Source organism: Pseudomonas sp. V98_8 (assembly GCF_029967975.1).
Taxonomy (GTDB): Bacteria; Pseudomonadota; Gammaproteobacteria; order Pseudomonadales; family Pseudomonadaceae; genus Aquipseudomonas; species Aquipseudomonas umsongensis.
In genome coordinates this window covers 21,696-45,375 of record NZ_JASCAE010000075.1, presented here as the reverse complement: position 1 = coordinate 45,375, position 23,680 = coordinate 21,696, and the positions used below count along the sequence as shown (strand labels likewise).

The 23,680-nt window shown below is 60.0% G+C and carries 26 protein-coding genes; 10 read left to right on the top strand and 16 right to left on the bottom strand.

Annotated elements, in window-relative coordinates; genetic code table 11:
* Nucleotides 1-278: 278 nt before the first annotated feature.
* Entirely contained in the window at nt 279-1,373 is a 1,095-nt protein-coding gene (locus QLG10_RS23060) for a PLP-dependent cysteine synthase family protein (protein WP_282488094.1), read from the bottom strand.
* A 250-nt stretch (nt 1,374-1,623) separates the two neighbouring features.
* On the opposite strand from QLG10_RS23060, the gene nhaA reads away from it, so the two are divergent.
* Together nhaA and QLG10_RS23050 are read left to right on the top strand one after the other, a co-directional pair.
* Nucleotides 1,624-2,817 (top strand): Na+/H+ antiporter NhaA, encoded by a 1,194-nt coding sequence (gene nhaA / locus QLG10_RS23055; RefSeq protein ID WP_248678289.1) that lies wholly within the window; start codon nt 1,624-1,626, stop codon nt 2,815-2,817.
* Between the two features lie 255 nt (nt 2,818-3,072).
* Nucleotides 3,073-3,540, top strand: coding sequence for a hypothetical protein (locus tag QLG10_RS23050; protein ID WP_110748896.1), 468 nt, complete (start codon nt 3,073-3,075; stop codon nt 3,538-3,540).
* Between the two features lie 77 nt (nt 3,541-3,617).
* Here the strand turns inward: QLG10_RS23050 and QLG10_RS23045 are convergent, their stop codons facing one another.
* Complete coding sequence (locus QLG10_RS23045; protein ID WP_020798113.1) at nt 3,618-4,082, bottom strand: glycine zipper 2TM domain-containing protein; 465 nt, start codon at nt 4,080-4,082, stop codon at nt 3,618-3,620.
* A 167-nt stretch (nt 4,083-4,249) separates the two neighbouring features.
* On the opposite strand from QLG10_RS23045, the gene QLG10_RS23040 reads away from it, so the two are divergent.
* Entirely contained in the window at nt 4,250-4,486 is a 237-nt protein-coding gene (locus tag QLG10_RS23040) for a hypothetical protein (RefSeq protein ID WP_033043204.1), read from the top strand.
* A 5-nt stretch (nt 4,487-4,491) separates the two neighbouring features.
* Here QLG10_RS23040 and pdxH read toward each other — a convergent pair whose 3' ends face one another.
* The 5 genes from pdxH to dinG all read right to left on the bottom strand — a co-directional run bounded on the left by pdxH (nt 4,492) and on the right by dinG (nt 12,512).
* Complete coding sequence (gene pdxH / locus QLG10_RS23035) at nt 4,492-5,139, bottom strand: pyridoxamine 5'-phosphate oxidase (RefSeq protein WP_110748894.1); 648 nt, start codon at nt 5,137-5,139, stop codon at nt 4,492-4,494.
* Between the two features lie 24 nt (nt 5,140-5,163).
* Nucleotides 5,164-6,258 (bottom strand): OmpA family protein, encoded by a 1,095-nt coding sequence (locus QLG10_RS23030; protein ID WP_110748892.1) that lies wholly within the window; start codon nt 6,256-6,258, stop codon nt 5,164-5,166.
* 113 nt (nt 6,259-6,371) lie between these two features.
* Nucleotides 6,372-7,517, bottom strand: a complete 1,146-nt coding sequence (locus tag QLG10_RS23025) for a serine hydrolase domain-containing protein (protein ID WP_282488093.1) — start codon at nt 7,515-7,517, stop codon at nt 6,372-6,374.
* A gap of 244 nt (nt 7,518-7,761) precedes the next feature.
* Nucleotides 7,762-10,272 (bottom strand): beta-galactosidase, encoded by a 2,511-nt coding sequence (locus QLG10_RS23020; RefSeq protein ID WP_282488092.1) that lies wholly within the window; start codon nt 10,270-10,272, stop codon nt 7,762-7,764.
* Between the two features lie 95 nt (nt 10,273-10,367).
* Entirely contained in the window at nt 10,368-12,512 is a 2,145-nt protein-coding gene (gene dinG / locus QLG10_RS23015) for an ATP-dependent DNA helicase DinG (RefSeq protein WP_110748887.1), read from the bottom strand.
* A gap of 99 nt (nt 12,513-12,611) precedes the next feature.
* Here dinG and QLG10_RS23010 point away from each other — a divergent pair, with 99 nt between their 5' ends.
* Nucleotides 12,612-13,076, top strand: a complete 465-nt coding sequence (locus QLG10_RS23010) for a CopD family protein (RefSeq protein WP_282488091.1) — start codon at nt 12,612-12,614, stop codon at nt 13,074-13,076.
* Between the two features lie 46 nt (nt 13,077-13,122).
* On the opposite strand, the gene QLG10_RS23005 is transcribed toward QLG10_RS23010, so the two are convergent.
* The 4 genes from QLG10_RS23005 to QLG10_RS22990 all read right to left on the bottom strand — a co-directional run bounded on the left by QLG10_RS23005 (nt 13,123) and on the right by QLG10_RS22990 (nt 15,803).
* Nucleotides 13,123-13,881 carry a collagen-like protein gene (locus tag QLG10_RS23005; RefSeq protein WP_110748883.1) on the bottom strand — a complete coding sequence of 253 codons (759 nt, stop codon included), beginning with the start codon at nt 13,879-13,881 and terminating at the stop codon, nt 13,123-13,125.
* Entirely contained in the window at nt 13,874-14,152 is a 279-nt protein-coding gene (locus QLG10_RS23000) for a DUF1145 domain-containing protein (RefSeq protein ID WP_110748881.1), read from the bottom strand. The genes QLG10_RS23005 and QLG10_RS23000 overlap by 8 nt, the downstream gene beginning before the upstream one ends.
* A 148-nt stretch (nt 14,153-14,300) precedes the next feature.
* Nucleotides 14,301-15,017, bottom strand: a complete 717-nt coding sequence (locus QLG10_RS22995; RefSeq protein WP_282488090.1) for an OmpA family protein — start codon at nt 15,015-15,017, stop codon at nt 14,301-14,303.
* Nucleotides 15,018-15,107: 90 nt separating this feature from the next.
* Complete coding sequence (locus QLG10_RS22990) at nt 15,108-15,803, bottom strand: OmpA family protein (protein WP_110748877.1); 696 nt, start codon at nt 15,801-15,803, stop codon at nt 15,108-15,110.
* Between the two features lie 190 nt (nt 15,804-15,993).
* On the opposite strand from QLG10_RS22990, the gene QLG10_RS22985 reads away from it, so the two are divergent.
* The 4 genes from QLG10_RS22985 to QLG10_RS22970 all read left to right on the top strand — a co-directional run bounded on the left by QLG10_RS22985 (nt 15,994) and on the right by QLG10_RS22970 (nt 17,781).
* The gene (locus QLG10_RS22985; protein WP_020798100.1) at nt 15,994-16,491 is read left to right on the top strand and encodes a DUF6231 family protein; all 498 of its coding nucleotides are present in this window, start codon (nt 15,994-15,996) and stop codon (nt 16,489-16,491) included.
* A gap of 4 nt (nt 16,492-16,495) precedes the next feature.
* Nucleotides 16,496-16,972 carry a YchJ family protein gene (locus QLG10_RS22980; protein WP_282488088.1) on the top strand — a complete coding sequence of 159 codons (477 nt, stop codon included), beginning with the start codon at nt 16,496-16,498 and terminating at the stop codon, nt 16,970-16,972.
* A gap of 111 nt (nt 16,973-17,083) precedes the next feature.
* Nucleotides 17,084-17,578, top strand: coding sequence for an LEA type 2 family protein (locus QLG10_RS22975; RefSeq protein ID WP_110748873.1), 495 nt, complete (start codon nt 17,084-17,086; stop codon nt 17,576-17,578).
* A complete protein-coding gene (locus tag QLG10_RS22970; RefSeq protein WP_008056806.1) occupies nt 17,575-17,781 on the top strand; it encodes an SEC-C metal-binding domain-containing protein in 207 nt (68 codons plus the stop codon). The genes QLG10_RS22975 and QLG10_RS22970 overlap by 4 nt, the downstream gene beginning before the upstream one ends.
* Nucleotides 17,782-17,852: 71 nt before the next feature.
* On the opposite strand, the gene QLG10_RS22965 is transcribed toward QLG10_RS22970, so the two are convergent.
* Nucleotides 17,853-18,419 (bottom strand): cysteine hydrolase family protein, encoded by a 567-nt coding sequence (locus QLG10_RS22965; RefSeq protein ID WP_282488095.1) that lies wholly within the window; start codon nt 18,417-18,419, stop codon nt 17,853-17,855.
* 310 nt (nt 18,420-18,729) lie between these two features.
* Here QLG10_RS22965 and QLG10_RS22960 point away from each other — a divergent pair, with 310 nt between their 5' ends.
* The gene (locus QLG10_RS22960) at nt 18,730-19,140 is read left to right on the top strand and encodes a GNAT family N-acetyltransferase (RefSeq protein ID WP_020798096.1); all 411 of its coding nucleotides are present in this window, start codon (nt 18,730-18,732) and stop codon (nt 19,138-19,140) included.
* Nucleotides 19,141-19,143: 3 nt separating this feature from the next.
* Here QLG10_RS22960 and def read toward each other — a convergent pair whose 3' ends face one another.
* The 3 genes from def to QLG10_RS22945 form a co-directional block, all read right to left on the bottom strand.
* Nucleotides 19,144-19,683, bottom strand: a complete 540-nt coding sequence (def, locus tag QLG10_RS22955; protein ID WP_110748869.1) for a peptide deformylase — start codon at nt 19,681-19,683, stop codon at nt 19,144-19,146.
* Nucleotides 19,684-19,685: 2 nt separating this feature from the next.
* Entirely contained in the window at nt 19,686-20,645 is a 960-nt protein-coding gene (locus QLG10_RS22950; protein ID WP_020798094.1) for a YihY/virulence factor BrkB family protein, read from the bottom strand.
* A gap of 174 nt (nt 20,646-20,819) precedes the next feature.
* Nucleotides 20,820-21,011: a CsbD family protein gene (locus QLG10_RS22945; RefSeq protein ID WP_110748868.1), complete on the bottom strand. Its 192-nt coding sequence runs from the start codon at nt 21,009-21,011 to the stop codon at nt 20,820-20,822.
* A 197-nt stretch (nt 21,012-21,208) separates the two neighbouring features.
* Between QLG10_RS22945 and QLG10_RS22940 the strand changes: the two genes are divergently transcribed.
* Entirely contained in the window at nt 21,209-21,586 is a 378-nt protein-coding gene (locus tag QLG10_RS22940; RefSeq protein ID WP_008019269.1) for a hypothetical protein, read from the top strand.
* A 170-nt stretch (nt 21,587-21,756) separates the two neighbouring features.
* On the opposite strand, the gene fadD1 is transcribed toward QLG10_RS22940, so the two are convergent.
* The gene (gene fadD1 / locus QLG10_RS22935) at nt 21,757-23,457 is read right to left on the bottom strand and encodes a long-chain-fatty-acid--CoA ligase FadD1 (RefSeq protein WP_110748867.1); all 1,701 of its coding nucleotides are present in this window, start codon (nt 23,455-23,457) and stop codon (nt 21,757-21,759) included.
* Nucleotides 23,458-23,680: the final 223 nt, after the last annotated feature.

Sequence of the window (23,680 nt, the reverse complement as noted above, 5' to 3'; positions counted from 1 at the left end):
GGCTTGCTCGCGAAGGCGGTGGATCAGCCAACGTTTCTGTTGAATGACGAACCGCTTTCGCGAGCAGGCTCGCTCCCACCTTTGATCTTCTGTGTGTCAGATTTCCCGGCCGGCGCATCGCCGAAGCGGTGGCGCGGGATATCCTCGACCTCGAAGCCTGATGCCCACCCCCTGTGGGAGCGGGCTTGCTCGCGAAGGCGGTGGATCAGCCAACGTTTCTGTTGAATGACGAACCGCATTCGCGGGCAAGCCCGCTCCCACCTTTGATCTTCTGTGTGTCAGATATTGGCGCGCAACACGCTCGCCGGTAGCGCCTCGCCGCGCTCGACCGTCGCCGCCACCGCATCGATCAACCCGCCCAGTTCAAACCCCTCGGCCTGAAGCCAGGCCTGATCGTAATACGTCGTGGCATAACGCTCGCCGCTGTCGCACAGAATCGCCACGATCGACCCCTCCTCCCCCGCCGCTGCCATCTGCTGCGCGGCCATCAGGGCGCCGATCAGGTTCGTCCCGCTCGATCCGCCGACGTGACGCCCCAGGCGTTTCGCCAGGTAATGCATGGCTGCCAACGACAACGCGTCGGGCACCTTGACCATCGCATCGATGACCTTGGGCAGGAATGACGCTTCCACCCGGGGCCGTCCAATGCCCTCGACCCGCGAACCGTGAGACAGGCGCAGGCTGGCATCGCCGCTCTGGTAGTAATCGAAAAACACCGAGCGTTCGGCATCGGCACACAACACGCGGGTGGCGTGCTGGCGATAGCGTACGTAACGTCCCAGGGTCGCCGTCGTACCCCCGGTACCGGGGCTGGACACCAGCCAGCTCGGCTCCGGGTGCTTTTCGAAGCGCATCTGCTGGAAGATCGATTCGGCAATGTTGTTGTTCGCCCGCCAGTCGGTCGCGCGCTCGGCGTAGGTGAACTGGTCGATGAAGTGACCATCATGTTCGCGCGCCAGGCGTTCGGATTCGGCGTAGATCTGCGTAGGGTCCGTGACCAGATGCGTTTGCCCGCCATAGAAAGCGATTTGCGCAATCTTCTCCTTCGACGTGCTGGCCGGCACGACCGCAATGAACGGCACCCCCAGCAAACGCGCGAAGTACGCCTCGGAAATCGCCGTTGAACCGCTGGACGCCTCGATGACTGGCGCTCCGGGCTTGAGCCAGCCATTGCACAGCGCGTACAGGAACAGCGACCGCGCCAGGCGGTGTTTCAGGCTGCCGGTGGGGTGGCTCGATTCATCCTTGAAGTACAACTCGATGCCGGCAAAGCCTGGCAGCGACAAGGGGATCAGGTGAGTGTCGGCGCTGCGCTGGAAATCGGCTTCGATGATCCGGATGGCTTCGCGGGACCACTGTCGGTTGTCGCTCATGGTAGTTATCTCGATGGATCGGGCAATTGGCGGCCTTTTCACAAGCCTCAACCTTCAAGCTTAGGAAAAATCCTACATCCAGCACAGATACAGCTGGGTTCCAATGCATCTGGCAACTGCTAGGCTCAAGACCTTGCCGAAAAATCGTGCTGTTACGACATATAACAAAAAAGAATATAACTTTTGTTTTAACAACTAACGGTACGGGTTAGGGTGTGCCACCTTTTGACTTTATCGATGGAGAGCGACTATGCCTCTGCGTAGCACGTTCACGCGTTTCTTTCAGCTGGAAGCTGCCAGCGGTCTGTTATTGATCGCCGCGGCTATCCTCGCGCTGATCATCAATAACTCCCCGCTGTCGTGGCTGTACAACGGCCTGCTGGAAACCCCCGTCGTCGCCCAGATCGGCGCGCTGAAAATCGCCAAGCCCCTGCTGCTATGGATCAATGACGGGCTGATGGCGATGTTCTTCCTTTTGATCGGTCTGGAGGTCAAGCGCGAGGTCCTCGACGGGCAACTGTCCAAGCCGTCACAGATCGTCCTGCCCGGCGCAGCCGCCATTGGCGGCATGGTCGTGCCGGCGCTGATCTATTGGTTCCTCAACCGCGACAACCCGCCGGCGCTGAACGGCTGGGCGATCCCGACAGCCACCGACATCGCTTTCGCGCTGGGTGTACTGGCGTTGCTGGGCAAACGCGTTCCGGTGTCGCTGAAGTTGTTCCTGATGACCCTGGCGATCATCGACGACCTCGGCGCCATCGTCATCATCGCGATTTTTTACTCCGGCGAGCTATCGACCCTGTCCCTGGCACTGGCTGCAGCCTGCATCGCGGCGCTGATCGGAATGAACCGGCTCGGCGTGGTAAAGCTCGGACCGTACATGATCATCGGCCTGATCCTCTGGGTCTGCGTACTCAAGAGCGGTGTGCATGCCACGCTGGCGGGGGTGACCCTGGCCTTCTGCATACCGTTGCGCACGAAAAACGCCGAACCGTCGCCCCTGCTGACACTGGAACACGCGCTGCACCCCTGGGTGGCCTACGGCATCCTGCCGTTGTTCGCCTTCGCCAACGCCGGCCTGTCCCTGAGTGGCGTTACCACCGAGAGCTTCACCCATAACGTGCCAATGGGCATCGCGATTGGCCTGCTTCTGGGCAAGACAGTCGGCGTGTACGGCCTGACCTGGCTGGCGGTGAAAACCGGCATCGCCGCCCTGCCCCAGGGTGCCAATTGGGGCCAGGTGCTGGGTGTCGCGATTCTTTGCGGCATAGGCTTCACCATGAGCCTGTTTGTCGGTTCGCTGGCCTTTGAGCCAGGCGTGAGTGACTACGCGGGGATGGATCGGATGGGGATACTGACCGGTTCGATTCTGGCAGCCTTGATTGGCTATGCCGTCACGGCGGCAGCCAGTCGCAAGTCTGCGCTGCAAACGGCGCGCCTGTAGGAGCAAGCTGGCTCCAGGCGGCGTTCCGATGGACGTCAACGATGATGCGGGAAACCTGAAACCCAACGGTGTTTTCAGGTTTTTCGCGAGCAAGCTCGCTCTTACAAAAACCGCACCGAGCTTCGGATTCTTCCTACGAGCTTTACGGAAACTGCCTGCATAAATCCCCAAGCCTTTCTCGTTAACGTTGCGATTTGTGACCGTGCCTTTTGCTTTTTGCAGGCACGGTCAAATTCAGCAATTTTGGAGAGGGTTATGGCGCTACGTCAGGAACTGATGCCCCCGCACCTTTGCGAAACCAAGGTTGCTCGCCTTGCAAACCTAGCTGCGCAAATTGATGGCGCAGATCAGGATCAGATCAGGGATCAGTTGGCTGAATTCAATCGAGAGGCTATGACGGATCTGACCTCTCTCGATTTTCCAGGTATTAACGGAGCCCAGGATCATGACACATGGGTTCGCCAGATCCTGATGGGGCCTTATGAACGCCGCCTGAAGGATATCTCCCAATGTGAACTGATCGAAATGGCTCGAAGAGTCATGGATGACGATAACCCGGAACACGCCACCTGCTTCTGGCTGAAAATGTTGGCACTCAATATCCCGGATGCTCGTATTTCCGATCTTTTTATCTGGCCCGGTGAATATTTTGGTGATGGGGACGGCGCTCGAGAATTAATACCCGAGCAAGTCATTGAAACAGCCCTAAAGAACGATCTGTAGCCCGATGCCGGAAACCGGCGCAAAAAAAAACCCGACCAGTCACCCTGGTCGGGATTTTCCTTTACCGTATTTACCGCTTAGTGAGAAACGCGACTGGTGCCATCAACCGTGGCAATACGCACGCGCTCGCCGACGCGGAACACTTCGTTTTCCTGAACCTGCTGCACGTAGGCACGCATGCTGCCGTCGTCTTCACGCACGGTGATCTCCACGCCCTGGGTGCGGGTCAAGCCTTCTTCGGTAGCCGAGCCCAGCAGCCCGCCGGCCACTGCGCCGATGACCGCTGCGACGATACTGCCCCGGCCGCCGCCGATGGCACTGCCGCCAACACCGCCGACCACTGCACCCGCAGCGCCGCCGATCGGGGTCTTGGTACCTTCGATTTTCACCGGCCGCAGGGCTTCGATGGTGCCCATGCGAATCGTCTGCACGCGACGCGCTTCGTCACGGGAATAGGAGTCACCGGTCAAGCTCGATTGGCAGCCAGTGAGCAACATCGCCATGGTGGAAAAGGAAGCAACCAGCAGAACAGACTTACGCATAGCATCAACTCCAAAGGACAAGTAACCATTAAACTCCGCAGCTGAACGCCTGTCACGGCCTTGCCTGGAGAAAATTGCTTCGATTCAGGCGCTGTACAGGCCCCTCGACGAGCTCACCACACAGTAACGGCCTATTTGCAAAACTGCGCCACTGACCAGGGATCTATATGGATTACTTTATCATTGTCGTCACTACCGTCGCCGGACTGTACTTCCATGGGTGGCTGTACGTGCGCATCAGACGCTGGATGGACCGTGACCTGGCATTGGCGCTGGCCGGCAAGGACGAGCAGAAAAAAGCCTTCATGCTCGAACAGTTGGCAAGCGCTCATGCGCAGAAAATCAAGCGTCGAGACCTGCCGCGGTGGCTCGAGGCCGCAGCGGCAAGCTATTCCGAGCGGTAGACTGCTTAAGGCGCCAGACGTTCAAGAATCCAGTCGGCGCCCTGCAGGCGATAGTTGAGCCGGTCGTGCAGACGGCTTGGACGGCCCTGCCAGAACTCGATGCGCTCTGGCAGCAAACGATACCCACCCCAATGTTCAGGGCAATGTGGCTGGGTATCGCTGAAACGTTGCTCGGTATCCTTGAGCAGCGACTCCAGCTCGCTGCGATCGGCTATCACCCGGCTCTGCGGCGAAGCCCAGGCACCAAGGCGGCTGCCCAGCGGGCGCACCTGATAATACGCATCGGACTCCTCGGGCGTGACCTTCACCACCCGCCCTTCAATCCGTACCTGACGCTCCAGCGTCGGCCAGAAAAACGTCATGGCCGCGAATGGATTCGCCTCCAGCTGCTGGCCTTTGGCGCTGTCGTAGTTGGTGAAAAAGGTGAAGCCTTGCGCATCCAGTCCCTTGAGCAGCAGAATCCGGCAATGCGGTCGCCCGTCCTGGTCGACAGTGGCCAAGGTCATGGCATTAGACTCCACCGGTGCCTGTTCGGTTTTCACCGCGTCGGCAAACCATTGGTGGAACAGCGCAAACGGCTCGGCCGGGGCTTGCGCCTCGGTCAGGCCATCACGGGTGTAGTCGCGGCGCATATCAGCCAGGGCCTTGGTCATGGCGCAATCCTTATGGTTAACGAATCACTTCTTTGTGGTATCGGCAGCGACTTTGGTCGCGTCGGCAGCGGCTTTGGCCGGTGCGGTCTTTTTCGCTGGCGTTGCGGTTTTAGCCGGTGCCTTCTTGGCTGGAGCCTTGGCGGCTTTCTTGGCCGGCGCTTTCTTCGCCACCGGTGCAGCCGCTTTCTTCGCTTCGCTTGGTGCTGGAGTCACAGGCTTGGCCACCGGTTTGATGTCCTGGGTTGCGACCATGCGCACAGGCGCCGGGGCCGGCATATTGTACTTGCTCAGCAACGCGACCATGGTGTTTTGCGGCGTTACCAACAGCTCTACTCGACGGTTCAAGGCGCGGCCCTCAACGCTGTCGTTGGCGGCACGCGGGGCTTCGCCGCCCATGCCACGCAGCATCAGGCGATCACGCTGCAGGCCACTGAGGCGGAAGATCGCCGCCACGGACTGCGCACGCTCCTGACTCAGCTTCACATTGGCAGGCGCTGCGCCCGAGGTATCGCTGTGGCCGAGTACCAGCACGGCGGTCTTCGGGTCAGCTTCAAGGATTTTCGCAACGCGAGTGAACGGGCCGAGCGTCACCGGCAAGAGCATGGCTGGGCGGTCCGGGTTGAACGAGCCCTCTACGGGCGCGGTCACCACCAATACGTTTTCACGGCGTTCGAGTTGCAGGTTGCTGTCCTTGATCGCTGTGCGCAGACGCGGTTCGTAGTCGTCCAGCCAAGCCTGGGTTACTTTCGGATCGGGCATCGGCACGGCTTTGGCTGTGCTCTGCTCTTTGCCACCGAACGGCCACCACCACTTGCCCCCTGCATCGGCCTCAGCCTTGGCCACTTCGACCGGCTTGGCTGCAGGTTTTACTTCTGGTTTTTTATCGAGCGCTTCCTCGGAACCGAACGGCCAGTACCAAGGGTTGGAACTCTCAGCCTTGGCAACCGGCGCGGCAACGGGTTTCAGCGGAGCCGGTGCTGGCGCTGGCTCCTTGGCCGCGACTTTGTCGGAAGACCCGAACGGCCACCAGCTGCCGCCGTCTACATCACTTTTAGGAGTCTGTGCGCAACCTGTAATAGCGAAGCACAGTGCCAAGGCGAGGGTGGGTTTGGTTGACATTGGATATCCACAAAAATGAAGTCATTAGAATCAGGCCGGTCGGCCCGCATAAAACAGACGATTGGAAACTGAAAAGGCCGTCGGGTTCCAGCTCCGGAACCTTTGAGCGTGATTTACAGACAAGTGGCCAGTACCCGCACAAGCCTTTGTGCGCGCGGATCCATCAAGACGTACGGCCCCAGGGTATTTGTCACAAAACCGAACGCCACATCATGCTCGGGGTCAGCGAAACCAACGGAGCCGCCAGCACCCGGATGCCCGAACGCTCTCGCGCCCAGTCCGAAGGTGGCATTGGGCACATCCGGTTGATCGAGCATGCAGCCCAGGCCGAAACGCGTTCGAGTCAATAAGGTCTTGTCCTCGCCGAGGCTGTGCTCGCGGGTCAGTTCATCGAGCAACTCGCCTTCGAGCAGGCTGCCATCGAGCAACCCGGTGTAAAACCCGGCCAGGCTACGGGCATTGCCATGGCCATTGGCCGCCGGCTGCTGCATGCGTCGCCACTCCGGCTTGTTGGTACTGGTCAGAACCGACGGCGGATTGGTGAAAGCGCGGGTGGTCATGGCCGTTGGTTCACGCATGGTCACTTGTAGCAGACGCTGGGCCGCCGCATCGCCGACATTGCCCTTGCCGCGGCCAATGTGCGCCACGCGATAGAACTCTTCATCGGCCAGGCCGACGTGAAAATCCAGGCCCAAAGGCTTGGCAACCCGCGCCACGATGGACTCACCGGGGCCACGACCATCGGCACGGCGCAACAGCTCGCCGACCAGCCAGCCATAAGTGATGGCCGCATAACCGTGACCTTCGCCTGGCGTCCACCAGGGTGTTTCGGCGGCCAGCGCCTCGACCATGGTTGGCCAGTCGTACAGCGCTTCGGGGGCAAGCAGCTCGCGCAACGCCGGCAGCCCGGCCTGATGGCAAAGCAGTTGGCGCAAGGTGACCGATTCTTTGCCGGCGGCGGCGAATTCCGGCCAGTAGCGAGCCACCGGGGCATCCAGTTGCAGCTTGCCTTCGGCCACCAGCTGCAGGGCGGTGACGGCGGTGAAGGTCTTGGTGCAGGAGAACAGGTTGGCAATGGTGTCGCTGTGCCAGGCTTCAGCCCCGTCCTTGTCGGCGGTGCCAGACCACAGGTCGACGACGGTTTCGCCGCCGATCTGGATGCACAACGCGGCGCCACGTTCCTGAGGATCGTCGAACAACGCCGCGAACGCTTCGCGCACTGCCTCGAACTTAAGCTCGTAATGACCCTGAATCTGCACCCGCGACTCCCCGAAGAACGTTCTGTAAAGTGGCCCGCATTGTTCCAGCCCTTGAGGGTTTTGGGAACAGGTGCGGGCTGGGCGGTCAATCACTGGTAGAACTGATCAGAAATTTTTGGAGCCTGTGAAGACGCCTTCGCGAGCAAGCCCGCTCCCACCTTTTGATCGCATTTGTTCTGTGAGAACTCAGTCAAATGTGGGAGCGGGCTTGCTCGCGAAGAACGATAACGCGGTGCTTCAAGACTCAATGACCTTTGCCGGAATGCCCACCCGCGCCTTTCCCCGGGCCTTTCCCGGCTTCGGCCTTGCGCCCGCCCTCGGCGTCGTGGCTGGCTTTGTCGACCTCAGCTGCGGCCTTCTGCGCCTCTTTGCCCAACTGATCGAGTGCCGCCAGGTTGCTCTTGCGCGCACTGTCGACAAAGCCCTGGAATGGCAGATCGGTAACGCCTATCAGGCCAAAGTGACCATTTTCGCCGTCCAGCAGGCGCCCGGTCACGGGTTGGTCGAGGTATTGAAACCAATGCACCCCGACAATCGACGGTTCGTTCAGCGCCTGCTTCAGGAAATTCGCGTAGGCCGGGCCACGGTCTTCTTCCTTCGCCAGTTGCGTCACGCCGCCCCAGAACGGGCCCCGATCGGTCGAGCCAAAGTTGAATTCGGTGATCAACACCGGCTTGTCGAGGCTGCGCAGTTGAGCGAAGTCGTAACCATCCTGCGGTTGCAAGGTGTACATATTGAAGCTCAGGACGTCGCAATACTGCGCACAGGACTCAACGGCTTCCGGGGTACTGATGGCGAACCTGCCACCGAGCAGCAACTGGTTGGGCGCGTGCCACTTTAGGGAATCGGAAATGGTCTTGAAGTAGGTGTCGGCGAAAACCTTCTGGAAATATTTGAAGTCAGCCTCGATTTCCGGATGCTCGGCGCTTGGTAACGGCGGCACGAAGCCTGGGTCTTCCATCAGTTCCCAGGCAGGCAGATCGATACCCCAGGCTTTCGACAAGCCCGCCTGGTTACGGTATTTATCGCGCAACTGCTTGAGGAACGCGCGCTTGGCCGGCACGTCGGTGGTCATTTTCAGGGTGGCGTAAGCCAGCGCGTAACGGGCTTTCGGGTCGTCGCCGGGACCGGCCCAGGCCAGTTCGTTATCAGCGAAGTAACCGATCAGCCATGGATCGTCACGGTGATCGCGGGCGGCAATGGCCACGGCGCGCTCGGTCGCCATGGCGAAGCGCGGGTCGAACGGGTCGGGCATCCCGCCCCACCAATCGCTGCCGGTGCTGATGCTGGCGTAATCGCCGACGATCGACAGGGGCAAGGTGTAGGGAACGCGTTCGGCGTCACCCAGGCTCGAGGCGCTCCAGTTGCCGAGGGTGTTGAAGCCCCAGGCTTGCAGTCGGTCCAGGGTGTGGCGGGTCCAGCGTTGCTCGTCAAACGTCGTCTTGCACGGCTCGGCAGGTTTTGGCTCCGATGCCTTTGCCACCGTCGCATCGACGGCGCCGGTCCTGGCGGCTTCAGCGACACCGGATTCGGCCGTCGACGGCGTGACAGGGGGCTCGGCAGCCTTCTCGATCGTTGCCTCTAGCGCGTCGGCCTTGGCCGCTTGCGCGACGCCCGCCTTGGTATCGCTACCTGATGCACAAGGGTCGCCATACAGACGCTGCAAATTGGCACCGTAGAAGTCGTACCACTTGCCAAAATTGAAGCCGCGGCCCTGATCCACACCATTACCACCGCGGTTGTCACCTTCACCGTAGTGACTGGCCAGCGGCTCGCCAGCCTTGGGCAGGGATTCGAACATCCATTCACGACCGGCGACGTAGGTCTGGTTGACGTCCGCCGTAACGGCATTGACCCCCAGCGAGTAGAACGGATGACCTTGCGGCGTCACCAGGTACCAGCGGCCGTCGCGTTTTTCTGTGCGGAAAAAGCCGCTGGCCTTGAACGTCGGCCCGTTGGTCCACCCGCCGAATTTGTCCAGGGAAGACTTTTCGCGTTCAGCCAGCCAGGTTTTCAGCTGCTGCTGCTCCTTGGCGGCGACGCTTTTCAGTTGTTCGTCGCTGCTGATTTTTTCCGGCCATTTGGCCCGGGTCGATTGGCCATAAGTGTCCACCAGCGCGCCATAGACCGTTTGGGTCACCCCTTCGCCGTCCTGCACCCCAAAGCGCTCCAGCAAGATGCTTTGGGCGACTTTCGGCTGATCCATGGACAAGCTGACCGACACTACCTGGCTACGGTCCAGTTCACCGGCACTGCTGGCCAGCAGAACGCGCTGGCCGTCGACCGTCATTGGCATCGGTGGCCCCGCCTTCATGCCTTGGCTGAGCGGCGAAGTCGGCTGCAATGGCACCAGCAGGGTCTGCGCTGGGCCGGCTGGAAGATCGACGCGACTGACCAAAGTCTTGCCGTCGTTGCTCTGGATGGTCACGTACAAGGTCACGGCCCAGTTCATCGCGCTCTGGATCCGCAAGCTCATCACACCCGACTGCGACCAGTCCCATGCCCCGCTCTGTGGAGACAGGCGCAGCGTCGGCCGGGCTACCGGGTTGAACGTCACCCGGCGCAGCACTTCACCTTCGGCGGTTTGTTCGGCGTTGGATTGCGGCAGGCTGGCGTCCTGGGTCGCCACCTGGACTACATCGGCAGGGCGCACAAAGTTGAACAGCGTCTGTTGGCCTGCGGGTGCGGCCAGCAAGGGCGCTGCGAACAGGGCAAGAACGGCAGGTAGCGAGCGACGCACATAACGGCGAATCATGAGAACGATATTCTCCCTAGCGACCCGGATGGGCCAATGGAAAAGCGATGGTAGAGAGATAGACAGCGCGGTGGGCAAAACTGCCCACCGGTTTATCAGGAAATTTCACGTCGGAAGGGAGGTAACGCATTGAGGATCGCCTTGCCATAGCGCTGGGTGACCAGGCGCCGATCGAGCAAGGTGATGGTGCCGCGGTCCTCTTCGGTGCGCAGCAGGCGGCCGCAGGCCTGGACCAGTTTCAGCGAGGCATCGGGAACCGAGATTTCCATGAATGGATTGCCACCACGGGCCTCGATCCATTCGGCCAATGCCGCTTCCACCGGGTCATCCGGTACCGAGAATGGAATCTTGGCGATCACCACGTGCTCGCAGTACGCGCCGGGCAAGTCGACCCCTTCGGCGAAACTCGCCAGGCCGAACAACACGCTCGAATCCCCGCCATCGACCCGCGCCTTGTGCTTGTTCAGGGTTTCCTGCTTCGACAGGTTGCCTTGAATGAACACTTGCTTGCGCCAGTCGCGGTCCAGGCCGTCGAACACGTCCTGCATCTGCTTGCGCGAGGAAAACAGTACCAGCGTGCCCCTTGAGCCTTCGACCAGCTCCGGCAGATCGCGGATGATCGCCGCGGTATGGGCCGCTGCATCCCGCGGATCGGCGTTCAGGTTCGGCACCCGCAACACGCCGGCGTCAGCGTGATGGAACGGGCTCGGCACCACGGCGGTCACGGCTTTTTTCGGCAGGCCGGCGCGCATGCGAAAGCGGTCGAAGGTACCCAGGGCAGTCAAGGTCGCGGAGGTTACGAGCGCACCGTAGGCCACGTTCCACAGATTGCGCCGGAGCATTTCCGCCGCCAGGATGGGACTGGCGTTGACCTCGATATCGAACAGCGAACCGCTTTCCGCCAGGGTCAGCCAGCGCGCCATGGGCGGGTTGTCCTCGGGGTCTTCAGCGGTGAACGCGACCCACAACTCCCAGTTGCCCGAAGAACGGGACAACAGGCTGCCGAACAGCGGATACCACTCTTCGGCCTGGTTACTGGCGATGCCGATATTGACCTCGCCGTCCATGCCTTCCTTGAGTAATTCGGTGAGGCGGGTGAACAAATCAGTCAGGCGCGCAAAGCCTTTCTTCAGTTCGATGCCCATTTCGCGCATGTGCTCGGGAATCACCCCGCCGACGAAACGGTGACGCGGGCGTTCGCGGCCTTCGACGTCTTCACCGGGCTTGAAATCTGCAGCCTGTTCGCAGGCGGTGAACATGAACTGCTGCTGCGTCTTGATCTCCCGCGCCAGCTCTGGCACTTGCTCGATCAATTTGCCCAGGTCACCCGGCAAGGGATGCTGGGCCAGTAGCTTGGTGAGGTTCTTGGCGGTGGTTTCCAGCCAGTCGGCGGTGGAGCGCAGGCGCGTGTAGTGGGCGAAATGACCGATGGCCTTGTCCGGCAGGTGATGGCCTTCGTCGAACACATAGATGGTATCGCGTGGATCGGGCAGCACGGCCCCGCCACCGAGTGCCAGGTCAGCCAGGACCATGTCGTGGTTGGTGACAATCACATCGACCTTGCCCATGCCTTCGCGGGCCTTGTAGAAGGCGCACTGGCCGAAGTTCGGGCAATGGCGGTTGGTGCACTGGCTGTGATCGGTGGTCAGGCGCGCCCAATCGGCGTCCTCCAGGGCAGTGGACCAGCTGTCGCGGTCACCGTCCCACTTATTGCCGGCGAGCTTCTCGATCATGCTGGTAAACAGCTTCTGACTGGCCTCATCGACCTCGATCTTGAAACCTTCTTCCTCGAACAACTGGGCGGTGGCGGTTTGGGCGTGACCTTCCTGGAGCAACATGTCGAGCTTGGACAGGCACATGTAGCGCCCACGCCCCTTGGCCAGCGCAAAACTGAAATTCAACCCGCTGTTGCGCATCAGGTCGGGCAGATCCTTGTAGACGATCTGCTCCTGCAAGGCCACGGTGGCGGTGGCAATCACCAGGCGCTTGCCGGCCGCCTTGGCGGTAGGGATGGCCGCCAGGCTGTAGGCCACGGTCTTGCCGGTACCGGTGCCGGCTTCCACCGCGACAATCGCGGGGTCGCCACTGCGCCGGCCTTCGTCGTCGGTGTCGATGTCACCGAGGACCTTGGCGATTTCGGCGATCATCAGGCGTTGGCCGTAACGCGGCTTGAGGCTCTTCGCTTCGAGAAAACGCGAATAGGCGCCCTGGATCGTGGTTTTGAGTTCAGTGCTGATCATGGATTGTCGGGCGCAAGAAACGCTGGATAAATTTTCAGTAGTTCGGTTCGGCCGCTATCATACCCCGCTAATGAATCCCGCGCAGAACGGAGTAACCCGATGACACCTTTTAGCCTCATTTATAGCCTGCATGTACTGGCGGCCCTGGTCTGGGTCGGCGGCATGTTTTTCGCCTGGATGGTCTTGCGCCCCGCGGCCTTGAAGGCGTTGGAGGGCCCTGCCCGGTTGAAGCTGTGGCTTGAAGTGTTTCAGGGTTTTTTCCGCTGGGTCTGGGTCGCGGTGCTGTTGTTGCCGATCAGCGGCGTGGGCATGATTCATCTGCAATACACAGGATTTGAAACCGCGCCGCGTTACGTGCAGGTGATGATGGGGTTGTATGTGGTGATGACCGCGCTGTTCATCCGGATCCAGGCGTTGATGTTGCCGGAGTTGCGCGCCGCGGTAACGGCCCAGGATTGGCCGGCGGGGGCTGCGGTGCTGGGGAGGATTCGCCGGTTGGTGGGAATCAATCTGATCGTTGGCCTGGTGTTGGTGGCGATTGCGGCGCTTCGGCCGACGTTGTGACCGTTCCCACGCTCTGCGTGGGACCGATCGGTCTGGGGGATGGGGGTTACAACCGCTGCACCGTTACCGAACCTGCAGCCCCCTCCTCTCCCGGTTGCCCGTCCAGGCCAGGCTTGCCACTCTTGCCGCCATCGGCCTTGTAGACCAGGCAACCCTTGGCTTTACCGCCCGCCCCCGGCTTACCACCTGGCCCGGCCACGCCACCGGCACCGCCGGCCACTTGAACCTTGATCTTGTCTGCCGGGTAATCACGAGGCACCGCCAGCCTGACCGCCGCGCCAGGCGCACCGGCCTGGCCATTGCTGCCATCACTGCCATCGGCACCTCGACCTGCCTGGCCCCAGGCGCAACCTGGTGCCTGGCCGTTGGCCCCGTCGAGGCCGACGAATCCTGGTGCGCCCGCGCCACCGCGACCATCCACCAGCAGTTGCGGTGCCGTCAGTGCCTTGATCTGCAAGTTCAGGTTGCGCCCGGAGCGGGCAGCCTTCTGGTAAGTCCCCGGTGCGCCGCGCGCGTTGATCTGGCTGCCCTCGGATAACTCGGCACGGTTGACCTTCAACTCCAGCGCCTGCTCACCAGGGACGATGGTGATCCGCGCATCGCGGCCCAGGCGCAGTTCACCAACGCTGACTTCGGTCACGTTCGAGGGGATCAGCAAGGTGCCGTAGTCGGCCACTTCCAGGCGTTCCAGTTGCAAGGTGCTGGCCGTGTTGGGCAGGCGCATCAGCGAGTTGGTTTCAACACTCACCACCTGGGCGCAAGCCAATGGGCTGATGAGGGCGGCGAGCAGACAGAGTTTACGCATGGGAAGCCTTAGATGCGGTGGGAGCCGGGAGGGTTTGCAGGTGGAAAACGCCGAAAAAGAGCACTTTCAAGCGATCGAGCCAAGGGTGGGCGCGGCCCCTGAGGCTTCGGTAGCAGAACAGCGCCTCCAGTAGATGAAGCCCCGCCAGAAGGCACCCGGCCAGGTTGACCAACGGGTGCAGCGGATAGATGAACGGCGTGAGCAGATTGACCAGCACCACCAGCCAGAACACCAGGGTCAACAACTTCCCCAGCCCCCATATCACCTTCATACACGCCCCCGATCAGAATTATTATTTGCTCGCACAGTAACGGCTTCCACGCGGGATAAGCCAGAGGGCAAGCGCAAATTCTTCACAAGGTTCGGCAAATAGCCGACGGAACGACGTAAAACATCGCCCGACGGCTCTATTGCGGGGCTCAGCGATTGATGTGCAACTCCACACGGCGGTTTTGCGCGCGTCCTTCTTCGGTATCATTATCAGCAACAGGTTCGCTCTCGCCCTTGCCTTCGCTGGTGACTTTATTGGGCGCAACGTGCTGGCTGAGCAAATACTCGGCGACACTGCTGGCACGTTTTTGCGACAGTTCCTGGTTGTACTCATCCGATCCGACACTGTCGGTATGGCCGATCACCTTGATGCTCGCGACGCTGGGATCCTGCAGTTTGCCCATCACCGAATCCAGCTTGCTTTGCATGCTGGGGGTCAAGTCAGCGCTATTGAAGGCAAATAGCACATCGTCGGCATCGCTCAGTGTGATGACTTCGGCTTGCGCAGGTTCGGCCTTCACGCTGGCCGGGTACTGCGGCAGCGGGCAACCATGATGTTCCACAGGCGTATTGGCGGGCGTGTCAGGGCAGCGATCGCGACGGTCGAATACACCATCGTCGTCTTCGTCCCCATCCTGGGCATAGCAGATCAAACCTCCGGTCAAGATACCCAGCGCCGCGCCACCGGCCGCCCAACCGCCACTTTCGATAGCGCCCAGGCCTCCACCGACAAGCCCGCCAATGAGACTGCAAATCGGCCAGGTACGTTGATTGAGGGGGGCAGTGCCATCGCTATGGGTAGCGCAACCGGTCAACAGGCTGCCAAGCAGCAGAACCGGCAAGACGGTCCGTGTGAAATAGCTCATTTTTGAAAGCTCCTGTGCCACCGGCCGATGCCGGCTACACAGGAGTAAAGACCCGCATCCACGACTGCACAAGCCGTGGATGCGAGGGGTCTAGCGGTTGATTTTGATTTCCGTGCGACGGTTCATCGCGCGACCGTCAGCCGTTTTGTTGTCGGCAACCGGCTGGCTTTCCCCGGCCCCGGTGACCGACACGAAGCTGCTGCGAGGCACACCGCTTTCGATCAGATATTCCACCACCGAATGCGCGCGGCGGTCCGACAGTTTCTGGTTGTAGGCATCGCTGCCCACGCTGTCGGTGTGTCCGGTCACGGTCAGTCGGGCGCTGGCTGCTTCCTGTTTCAGGCGAGTGGCGATGGTGTTGAGCTTCTCTTTATCGGCGGCTGTCAGCTTGGCCGAGTCGAACTGGAAGTTGACGTCGCGGATGACGATGGTTTCTTCCTTGACGACCACGACCTCTTCAACCACTGGAGCAGGCGCTGGTGGTGGGCAACCATCGGCATCGACCTTCACACCCCGTGGCGTGCCCGGGCACTTGTCGCGGCTATCGAGCACACCATCGCCATCTTCGTCACCATCACCGTGAACCCAGCAATAAGCTGCAGCCGTAGCACCGACTACCAACGCGCCATAACCGGCCCATGATGAACTCTCGGTTGCGCCGAGACCCGCACCTACGACACCACCAACCGCCGCACAGGTCGGCCAGTCGGTTTTCTGCAAACCTGCACAACCAGTCAACACACTGGTTAGCAGAACCAGGGGTAATGCTGTCCGAACTATGCTCATCTAGTTTTCTCCTGAAGGATCGGCTTAGAACCGATTCAGGGAGTAAAGACCCGAGTTTTAATCTCCGCCAGCAATAGGCCATGGCAGTTTTATCTCGTGTTCACAGGGGATCGTGACTTTTCACGCAAAGCCGCTCTAGGATCGAACAAGCGGGCAGGCTAGTCTTGGCAAATCTGATTGAGGATTTTCAATGAATGCAGGTATTTCTTCACGTACGCCGCAGCAGGCTCTGGCCGCTTTGCTGGACCGTTATGCCCCTGCGCGCCTGCTGTTGATTGGCGCCAGCGAATTCCCCGCGCTTGAAGCCTTCAAGCTTGCGCATCCGGACAGCAGCGTGGCGCATACGGCGCCCGGACCGCTGCCCGCCGAGCTGGCGGCGCGCCGCTTTGACCTGGCGCTGGTGGTCGACTGCCTCGAACACCTGCCCAAGCGAGATGGGCTGAACCTGCTCGGTGGCATTCGCAACCTCAATGCCAGCCGCATCGCGGTGCTGGCCGACTTGCCCGCGAGCGGCTGGCAGGAAACCGATTTTTTCTCCCTGGCACTGCAAGCCAGCGAACGCTTCCAGCGAGACGAGCAGGTGCTGACACTGTTCACCTATGATCTGCTTGACTACAAACAAGTACCCGACTGGCTCAACTCGCGGTTCTGGGCCAATCCGGAAAATTTTGGGAAATACTGGTGGTAACGCAATGAGTACATCCATTTGCCCTTGCGGCAGCGGCACCCTGCTCGATGCCTGCTGCGGCCATTACCATGCCGGACATCCGGCACCCTGCGCCGAAGCCCTGATGCGCTCGCGCTACAGCGCCTACGTGCTGGGCCTGATCGATTACCTGGTGGCCACCACCCTGCCCGCCCAGCAAAGCGGGCTCGATCGCCAATCGATCACTGACTGGAGTGCCCAGAGCACCTGGCTGGGCCTTGAAGTCGAAAGTTCCGAAGTGCTCGGCGGCCAGCCGGAGCATGCCTTCGTCACGTTCACCGCACGCTGGCACGACGGCAGCGGCGAGCACAGCCATCGTGAACGCTCATCGTTTGTACAGAATGCCGGACGCTGGTACTTCATCGACCCTACCGTGCAACTGAACATCGGACGCAACGACGCCTGCCCTTGCGCCAGTGGGCATAAGTTCAAGAAGTGCTGTTCGGGGTATTTCGGTAGCTAACCCCGGACTGTAGGAGCCGGCTTGCCGGCGAACCATACGACGCGGTGTGTCAGATACACCGCTTTCGCTGGCAAGCCAGCTCCTACAGGTTCAAGGGAGAAAAAAACGACCATGATCACCCAGCAATTCGGACGCATTCTACTCACGCTGGCTCTTTGCCTGGGGCTCGGCGGCTGCGCGTCCTGGTTCAGCAACGATGAGCCAGACCCCGAGGTGCATCTGGTCAGGGTCGAAGTCGTGCGGGCCAAGCTGTTGGAGCAACGGTTCGTCCTGCATTTTCGCATCGACAACCGCAATGACAGCGAGCTGACCGTGCGCGGACTGGAGTACCGCATCCACTTGGGCGACATCCTGCTGGCCGAGGGCGAGCACGAGCACTGGATCACCGTAAACCCCAAGAGCAGTCGTTTTTACAAGGTGCCGATCCGCACCAACCTGTGGCCCAAGGTCAAGGACCTGGTCAAACAACTGAAAAACTCCGAGCAGGCCATTCCCTATCGTCTGGAAGGTGAGATGGAAACCGGTTTATTCATCGCTCACTACGTGCACCTGGCGCGTAATGGCGTGATAATCCCCGCCGATCTAATTCCGGAGCAACCTCGATGACCCAGCAACCCCATGTTCATGGCCCAGACTGCAACCACGATCATGACCATCACCAGCATGATCACGACCATGGCCATGTTCACGGCCCGAACTGCGGCCACGCCCACCAGGAACCGGTGCGCAACGCCTTGAAAGACGTCGGCCGCAACGATCCTTGCCCATGCGGCAACGGCAAGAAGTTCAAGAAGTGCCACGGCGCTTGATCGGCTGAATCCGATTCTCTGTAGGGGCTACGGGTGTATCAGGCTGGCCGCCTTCGCCGGCAAGCCGGCTCCTACAGGGTTTCAACCGCGTCCAGGATATGTGCCGTGCTGGTGACGGTGGCGTACTCGCCGTGCAAGTTCCCCAGCGACATCGCATGAACCTCTTCGGCTGAATGGGCATTGCCGAAAAAATCGGCCTTGTCGAAGGTAAAGCAGCCGTCCTCCACGACCCAGGTCTCAAACCCCAGATTGCCTGCCGTGCGCGCCGTGGACTCCACCGAGTTGTGAGTCGCCACGCCAACGATAACCAGTTGCTCGATCCCCGCCTCGCGCAAAACGGCTTCCAGCCCCGTCGAACAAAACGCGTCCGGTACCTGTTTTTGAATGTGTCGTTCGCCAGGCGCAGGCAGAAACCGCGCCTGAAACTCCACCCCGGACTGCCCAGGCCAGAACACTGAATCCTCTGAACGGGAAAAATGTTGCACGTGGATCACCGGCCGAGCGCTGCGGCGCCAATGGCCTAGCAGTTGCAGCATGCGTTCCTCGGCCTGGGGATTGTTCCGCCGGCCGAGTTTGGGATGCAGGATGCCTTTCTGTTGGTCGATGATGATCAGCGTCGCGTTGGTCTTGAGCTCCATGCAGACTTCTCTCAGACGATTCAAAGGGGGCAAATCTTGCAGATTTTTTCATAAGGACCGCTCCCATGTTGCATGGGAGCGGCCATCAGCGCCGGCTCAGTGACCGAACACGCCTACCTTCTTGGCTTTCTTTTCGGTGCGCTTTTCGATGGCGGTTTTCAGCGGTTTTTTCTTCGCTGCTTTCTTCGAATCCATACCTTTGGACATGATGCGTACTCCACTGACTGGGGATGTGAGATCAGGTATACACCTATCTTCGGCGGCGTGTTCTTTTATAATCACCCGCTTTGCGCACCGACAGTCCCAGACCATGCCCGATACCCAGTACACCCGTCTCGACGAGCCGTCATGGCCGCTGATGAACAAGTTTTATCGCGCCCATCAATCGTCGATGAAGGCGGTCCGCGACGCCCAATTGTGGGTTGCGCGGCGCGACGGGATCGTCGCGGCGCTGTGTTTGCGGCCGGTGTCCGGCGGGCATTGGTTGACCGGGCTGTTTGTCGACCCGGCCTGTCGCGGACAAGGAGTTGCCGCGGCGTTGATCGCCGCCGCCACCCAAAACATTGAAAGCCCGGTATGGCTGTTCTGTCATCCGGACTTGCGTGATTTTTATCAACGTCGTGGCTTTGCCTTCGATCCGCCAATGCCCTACGCCATGGTCGAGCGCCTGAGTCGCTACGCGCGCAGCAAGCCGATGATTGCCATGGGCCTGGAGCCGTAACAGTCAGTCGTCGGCGTTGGGATCAAGGTCCGGGAACATCACCTCGGTAAACCCGAACTTGCTGAAATCGCTGATGCGCGACGGGTACAACCGACCGATCAGGTGATCGCACTCATGCTGCACCACCCGCGCGTGAAACCCTGAAGCGATACGCACGATCGGCTCGCCCTTGGGGTCGAACCCTTCGTAGCGGATGTGTTGATATCGATCCACCGCGCCGCGCAGGCCAGGCACCGACAGGCACCCTTCGAAACCTTCTTCCAACGCAGGGCTCAACGGCGTGATCAGCGGATTGATCAGAATGGTCTGTGGCACCGCTTCGGCGTCCGGGTAACGTTCGCTGTGCTCGAACCCGAAGATCACCAGTTGCAGGTCGACACCGATCTGCGGTGCGGCCAGGCCTACCCCGCCGACGCTTTCCATGGTCTGGAACATGTCGTCGATCAGTTGCCACAACTCGGGGCTGTCGAACATCTCGGCCGGCACTTGCGGGGCAATGCGCAGCAGGCGTTCATCGCCCATTTTCAGAATTTCACGGATCATGGTCAGGTTTCGTCAATGGTCGGTTTGGGTTTTGAATGATCCCGGCCCAGTCCCGACACGTGGTGTTTTTCCTCATGGACGGGTCCATGCTCGCCGGGAACCTTCTCGCCAGGGTCTTTGCCCTCTCGCGACATGTGCTCGATCACCGCATTCATTTCCGCTCCCAGCAGCAACACCGCGGCGGAAATGTAGAAGTACAGCAACAGCACGATGATCGCACCGATACTGCCATACATGGCGTTGTAGTTGGCGAATTCCTTGACGTACAAACCAAAGCCCAGCGACGCGATGATCCAAACCACCACCGACAGCACCGAACCTGGCGTGATGAAGCGGAACTCCTGTTTGACGTCGGGCATGACGTAGTAGATCAAAGCGACGGCAACCATCAACAAAATCACGATCATCGGCCAGCGCACGATGCTCCACAGCGTCACAATGAAGTACTCAAGACCAACTTGCGATGCGATCCAGCTCATCACCTGCGGCCCTAGCACCATCAGGGCGGCAGCGATAAGCAGCATACCGGCGATGCCGACGGTGTAGATGATCGACAGCGGAAAGCGCTTCCACGCCGGCCGACCTTCAACCACATCGTAGGCGGCGTTCATCGCGCTCATCATCAAGCGCACGCCGGCCGACGCGGTCCACAGGGCAATCACGATACCCACCGACAGCAGTCCCCCCTTGGATTGCTGGAGCTGGTCGATCACCGGGTTCACTTGCTCGAGCGCCTGGGGTGGCAACACCAGTTCCGATTGCAGGCGCAACCAGGAAAAAAAGTCCGGCAGATGCAGGAAGCCGATCAGGGCGATCAGGAACAGGATGAAAGGAAACAACGAAAACAGCATCTGATAGGCCAGCGCCGAGGCATAGGTCGACATCTCGTCATCGACGAACTCGGTGACCGTGCGCATCATCACACGGTGGATAGGCAGGCCTCTCATGTCTGGAAAAATCATTAGCGTCTCCATTCGCCGCAATCAAGATAGGGTTGAAGTCGTGGCGACTCAGGGGCTGTTTTCTACATCAAAGCAGTTTACTTGGCGACTTTGAAACGATTTCCGTGCTCAAGTTCAGGCTGACACAAAAACGGCCATCCGTGGATGGCCGTCGCTTTTGCCAATCAGGCCGAATCAGGCCTTGTCGACGCCTTTTTTGATAGCGTCCTTGGCCTTGCCCACGGCTTGCTGAGCTTCGCCTTTCTTTTCCTGCACGACGCCTTCGGCGCGCATCTTGTCGTTGCCGGTAGCCTTGCCAACGCCTTGTTTGACGTTACCAGCGGCTTCATTGGCCATGCCTTTAACTTTATCGCCTGTGCTGCTCATGGTATTTCTCCCGAACATATTGATGAATAAAGTGGTTACAGAAGGTTGACCGGAGGCGATCGCACGGAGTTTCATTTATTTTTATCGCGACATTTCATCGATCCGAGCAGGTTGGGCTTTATGTTTACCGGCCAACCCCCGAGAATGCGCAACGTATTCAGGCCCTGGCGCTGAAGATCCAATTTTGTAGGAATGTTATGAAACTCGATAAAAAGCAGGCCATTGCCCGCAGAAATCAGGAACTCGGCGGTGCTGTGCTTGGCGTCAACAATTGCCACTTCACCGAACTGAACCGCAACCGCAACATCTGGTGGTTCGACATTCCGGTGTCGCGCCTCGCTGTTGGGCAGTACGAGTGGATTCACCTGCTGATGCACACGCCAGACACCGACGAACTGCTGCACCTGAAAGTGCCGACGGTGTTCCTGCGCGAAAAACTCGAAGGCCTGGTGGTACGCAACGAAGGCAAGCGCAAGGCAGCCCTGAGCCTGGAACTGAGCGCCGACAAGGACTCGTTCCTGCAGGACATGCGCCCGGCGGGCACCAACGTTAATTTCGCGCCGTTCCGCCAATAACACCCCTGTTGCCCTGATCGCTCCCACGCTCTGCGTGGGAATGCCTCAAGGGACGCTCCGCGTTCCAGCTGTAAAAAGGGACGCGGAGCGTCCCGGGCTGCATTCCCACGCAGAGCGTGGGAACGATCACCCAAACAAAAAGCCCCGCATCTGCGGGGCTTTTTGTTTGATTACGCGGCGGTTTTCTTCGCGTTGATCTTCTTCAACTCTTCATCACGCAGTTCACGACGCAGGATCTTGCCTACGTTGGTGGTCGGCAGCGCATCGCGGAACTCCACCGCCTTTGGAACCTTGTAGCCGGTGACGTTGGCGCGCATGTGCTCCATCACCTGCTCCTTGGTCAGGGTCACGCCCGGCTTGGCGACGATGAATATCTTGATCGCCTCGCCCGACTTCTCGTCCGGTACACCGATGGCCGCGCATTGCAGTACGCCCGGCAGGGTCGCGAGCACGTCTTCAAGCTCGTTCGGGTACACGTTGAAGCCGGACACCAGGATCATGTCTTTCTTGCGATCGACAATGCGCATGTAGCCATCCGCCTGGATCAGCGCAATGTCGCCGGTTTTCAACCAGCCTTCGCTGTCGAGGATTTCATCGGTGGCTTCCTGGCGCTGCCAGTAGCCCTTCATGACTTGCGGGCCTTTCACGCACAACTCACCGATCTCGCCCAATGGCTGTTCGACACCGGCATCATTGACGATTTTGCACAGGGTCGACGGCACCGGAATGCCAATGGTGCCGATCTGGATGTTCTGGATCGGGTTGACCGTGGCCACCGGGCTGGTTTCGGTCATGCCGTAACCTTCGCAGATGGCGCAACCGGTGACTGCTTTCCAGCGCTCGGCCGCCGCCAGTTGCAGGGCCATGCCCCCGGACAGGGTGACTTTCAGCGCCGAAAAATCCAGCTTGCGGAAGCCTTCGTTGTTGCACAGGGCCACGAACAAGGTGTTGAGGCCGACGAAACCGCTGAACTTCCACTTCGACAGTTCCTTGACCATCGCCGGCAGGTCGCGCGGGTTGCTGATCAGGATGTTGTGGTTGCCGATCAGCATCATCGCCATGCAATGAAAGGTGAAGGCATAGATGTGGTACAGCGGCAGCGGCGTGATCAGGATCTCGCAGCCTTCATTAAGGTTGGAGCCCATCAGCGCCTTGCACTGCAGCATGTTGGCCACCAGGTTGCGGTGGGTCAGCATCGCGCCCTTGGCGACGCCAGTGGTGCCGCCGGTGTATTGCAGCACCGCGACATCGCTGCTGGCCGGGCTGGCTTCGGTCACGGGCTGGCCATGGCCCTTGCTCAGCACATCGTTGAACTTGACGGCTTTGGGCAAGTGATAGGCCGGCACCATCTTCTTCACGTACTTGATCACGCTGTTGATCAGCAGGCGCTTGAGCGGTGGCAGCAGGTCTGCCACTTCGGTGACGATCACGTGCTTGACCCCGGTTTTCGGCACGACGGTTTCAGCCAGGTGCGCCATGTTGGCCAGGCAAACCAGGGCTTTGGCACCGGAGTCGTTGAACTGGTGCTCCATCTCCCGCGCGGTGTACAGCGGGTTGGTGTTGACCACGATCAAGCCGGCACGGATGGCGCCGAAGACGGCAACCGGGTACTGCAACACGTTAGGCAGTTGCACGGCGATTCGATCGCCCGGCTGTAAATCGGTATGCTGCTGCAGGTAAGCGGCAAAGGCACCGGACAATTCGTACAGCTCACCGTAGGTGATTGTCCTGCCCAGGTTGCTGAATGCCGGTTTGTTGGCGAAGCGTTGGCAGGACTGCTTCAACACTGCCTGAATATTCGGGTACTCGTCTGGATTGATGTCGGCAGCAATTCCAGCTGGGTACTTATCCTTCCAAAAGTCTTCGATCATGGAAGCCCACTCCTCAGCAACGCGAATTCAACACCGCATTTGATGCGATTATTATTGGTGTTTGTCTATAGGTGAGTCTGGCTTTTACTAGGCCGAGAAGTCACAAAGCGCGCCGAGAGTAGCAGCTTTGAAAAGGGTCGACTAGAGCCAAAAGCGGCCTCTACGGTCACAAATGTGACTCAAGATTGCTAATCGGTCATTTTAGAGCAAAAGACCTATATGT